The sequence below is a fragment of the Wolbachia endosymbiont of Glossina morsitans morsitans genome, assembly GCF_000689175.1.
GTDB classification, from domain to species: domain Bacteria; phylum Pseudomonadota; class Alphaproteobacteria; order Rickettsiales; family Anaplasmataceae; genus Wolbachia; species Wolbachia pipientis.
This window is the reverse complement of sequence record NZ_AWUH01000166.1, coordinates 1-3,594: the sequence shown is the minus strand read 5'-3', so window position 1 is coordinate 3,594 and position 3,594 is coordinate 1. Positions and strand designations below refer to the sequence as shown.

The following is a 3,594-nucleotide window of genomic DNA, read 5'->3' as shown; positions in this document are numbered from 1 at the left end:
CAATAATCCGAACAGACCGTAATATGCTACTGGCCTGCTATAGCCATAAACACATATCTTATCGCATTCGGACTATTATAAGAAAGGCTATACAAGACGCATACAACAAATTTTAAGGTTAAATTATTTAGCTCCGAAGATTAAAGAAGACATAGTAAATGGGAGACAACCGAGAGGTTTGAAGCTATCTGACTTGAGGGAAATACCGGTGCTGTGGAGTGAGCAAAGGGAGAAATTTTGCGGCTCAGCGTCGTAACGTTTATAAAAACAACAATATGAAAAAACATCGAAAAAAGTATGTGCCAGAAAATTAAAAAAGGTTATTGCAAAAGGAGCTACTACAAAGGGTCACACAAAAAGATGTTGAAATTGATATAGAAGAGCAGATAAATGTTACAAAATCAATTATGCGAGAATATCAATATAAATGATGAAGATTTTAGCATATTAGATGCAACAGTGGCAGAAAATGTATCCAATTTTAGCTGCATATTTTAATGGTAGACCTGGAGTGTAAAAGGCAGCTCAGCCAAAAGAGTATTCTTAAAAGATCATAGACATTGGTACAACTTTCTTAATCTATAAATTATAGCAGTTTGTATTTAAATAATACTCTTTAACTTTTTTAGCAAATTAATCTACCTAGAAACTTCTCTCCTAGAATTGGAAGTCCTTCTTAACTCTTCACATTCTCTCCATTTGTTGTTAGACTCGCTTATTACTTCAGGACGCATTAATCCACCAGATCTTTCAAAATATCCACGCTCAATAGCATAGTAGACCCAGTAGTCACCGAGCGCGCAATCATTGCCTAACTCTTCTTCACGACCTTTGAATTTTTCTAATATTTCCTCTCTATTACTCACTTTTACTATAATTTTGCTTTTATCCTGTACGTCAGGATACAGTCTAACATCTACATTTCCCAAACTAGTATAGAAAGTTAATACTATATCACTACCTTCTGTAAGATCTGTGTAATTTCTTATGCCATTTTCAACTTTAACTTCTACTTCACTATTGCCGATCTTTACTATTTTTCTTCCACACTTTACATCTCCTTGGGTTAGACCCAAGCTCCTTGCCCCATCTATTATCTGTGTAATATCTATTTTACTATCTTTAGAATATTCTAAGTAAAAAACGGAATTGTCTATTCTTGCATCTTTTAGCTCGCTATTAGTTGCACTTTTTGCGACTTCAATAAACTTATGAACATTGCTAATATAATCCCTATAAGCTTTTTTCATGTTAGTTTTTTGCTCTTTGAATTCTGATGTCAGTGTATTAGCATCAAGTGTATTGCCAAACACTGCCCCCTTTGATACTAATCGACATATTATACTACTAGCAACTTCAGGATTTTTTTCTAACTCACCGACTTTTTTCATCACATAATCGGTAAAAGTGTACTCATTACCTGAGAAGAAATCTTGTGAAAAAGAATAGTTTAATCGTACGCCAGACTTTATAGCATCATTTACAATCTCTTCAAGTTCAACCATGTTTTGAGCCCGAAATACCTTATCAGAAAACTTATTTAACTTTTCCTTTTGATTTGAAGTTAAACTAACAAGTAAGGTACTGACCTGTTGTTTCTTTTGGTAAGAATGATTGATATTTATACGATAATCTAATGCTCCTGCTTCTAGAAATATCTTCCTTAACTCTTGAGCAAAATCTTCATTATCCCAATAAAAACGTTCAACATGTGAAAACACCTTTGACTCGCCCGTTCCTTGCCGAATATTTAGTACCACTTTTAGATCTAAATCTCCTTTATGCTCAGCTAAAAACTCTTTTAAATTTTTAGTACAGTCTGAATCACGTACAAGTAGGTCATACAATTCTGCATTTAACTTTTTCTGTTTATCAGTTAGGAATAATTCTTCTATATTATAGCAGAGTTTATTAGTCGCTATTTGTTGTGGAGTTCTCCCCTTTTTGCTTATTATGTTAGGATTAGCTCCTTTCAAGAGGAGAGAGTTTGCATTATCGTAATGACCTTTGGCAGCAGCAAAGTTTAATGGTGTTTTTCCTTTGCCATTTTGTATGTTAGGATCTGCGCCTGCTTCTAAGAGTAAATCTATAGCCTGATTACCTGAACGACGAAATCCACCAATCTTTGCTCCTGCAATTGCATGTAATACTGTTGACTCAGATTCTCCTCTCTTTACGTTAAGAATTACTTTTAAATCTTCATTACTTTTATTGTCATATAAAAATTCTTCAAGGGGATCAGTATTATCAAATGAACCACAGTTAGAAGCTAAACATTTTAGAGCATTAAGTAACTTTTTGTTTAAATTTTTTTGACTTGGTGTAAGATCGTGATCTAGAGCAAACCAAACACAAATTTGTTCGTTTAGTCCAAGTTTGCTATCTATTAAAGAAGGTAGTTCATTATGATTTCTAACTGGTGGTAAATCTCCTGAGTACCACATATCATTCATCAGCTCATTTAATAAATGTTCTTTAGATGATAGATGCTCTACAATGGATTCATATTCAATATCAGATAGTTCCGGTTTGGATTTTGGTTGTAGTTGATTGATGATAGATTTCACCGTCTCAGTAAAATCACCCATACTTGCCTCTCTAAACATAATATATTATGTGCAATATATAACATTAAATCAATAACCACAATCTTTTTATTACTTATGTCGTTAAGCTTTTGTTAAGTTTTTATGGCGAGTACTACTAGTAGGTTAAAAGTTGCTTATGACTGCAAATTTGAGTTAATTTTACTATAGATTAAAATAGTTAAGACCTATATTTGACATCACTATTATTAAAAGCATGATGGATTATGCTTTAAAGGAGTGGAAAAACTGCTGAAGATTATACAGTAACCTGCGGAGCCACTTCAGCAGAATAAAAAACATATGCTAGTATCAGTAGAGAATTATTTATAAGTCAACTAACTTTTAAAAAAAATATTTTAGTGAAGATACCATGCTAGCTAGTGTTATAAGGAATTCAATTATTGACTCTTTCTAAAATTGCAAAAAAGGTCGTATATTTGTGAGAACAAGCCGCGTAAAAATAAGGTTATAAAAATAGAAGATTTAAATTATTTTCATAAGCTTAGGCAAAATAGTTCGTATGTAGATATGGATGAAATGCGCTAATATGGCTAGTTTTAGCGTATAGCAAAATCACTATACGAAAAAGTTCGTATGGTACACATGGTAGACCACGCGATTCCAAGAAAAAATCTTCTCACGCTAGCTGATTTTTGTTGCTGGAAATGGTTGCATCATTTAAATTTATTAATGTTATACACTACCAAATTAATACTTGCTCATTTAAGAACCTCCTTCAACTTTACCCAACTCGACACATATACTTTTTGAAACATTGCTGCAAGTAGAAAAAAACAGGTTACCCACCTTAACTTCTTTAAACTTGCTCACAATCTTTACTTGATGCATAAGGTTTTTGTTACACTCCTTTCATCTACCGATTACCTCTACTTACCGCCTTTACCTTTGCTAAGGTCAGAAACACGACTAGCTTCAGGACCTTTTAAACTCGACTGTAGCAGGTCACCAAAATTACTGGAATCACTAACACCAAGCGATATAGGTG

At 33.2% G+C, this 3,594-nt stretch carries 1 protein-coding gene and 1 pseudogene; one reads left to right on the top strand and one right to left on the bottom strand.

Going from position 1 to position 3,594, the window contains the following annotated elements:
• Positions 1 to 91 precede the first annotated feature (91 nt).
• Positions 92 to 256 (top strand): annotated as a pseudogene (locus WGMM_RS06160) (recombinase family protein); the annotation flags it as partial.
• Between the two features lie 382 nt (positions 257 to 638).
• Here the strand turns inward: WGMM_RS06160 and WGMM_RS04145 are convergent.
• Positions 639 to 2,588 (bottom strand): ankyrin repeat domain-containing protein, encoded by a 1,950-nt coding sequence (locus WGMM_RS04145; RefSeq protein ID WP_038250534.1) that lies wholly within the window; start codon positions 2,586 to 2,588, stop codon positions 639 to 641.
• Positions 2,589 to 3,594: the final 1,006 nt, after the last annotated feature.

Bases quoted from the DNA above. Each gene is read 5' to 3' on its own strand.
- WGMM_RS04145 (WP_038250534.1), bottom strand. From the start codon at position 2,588: ATGGGTGATTTTACTGAGACGGTGAAATCTATCATCAATCAACTACAA.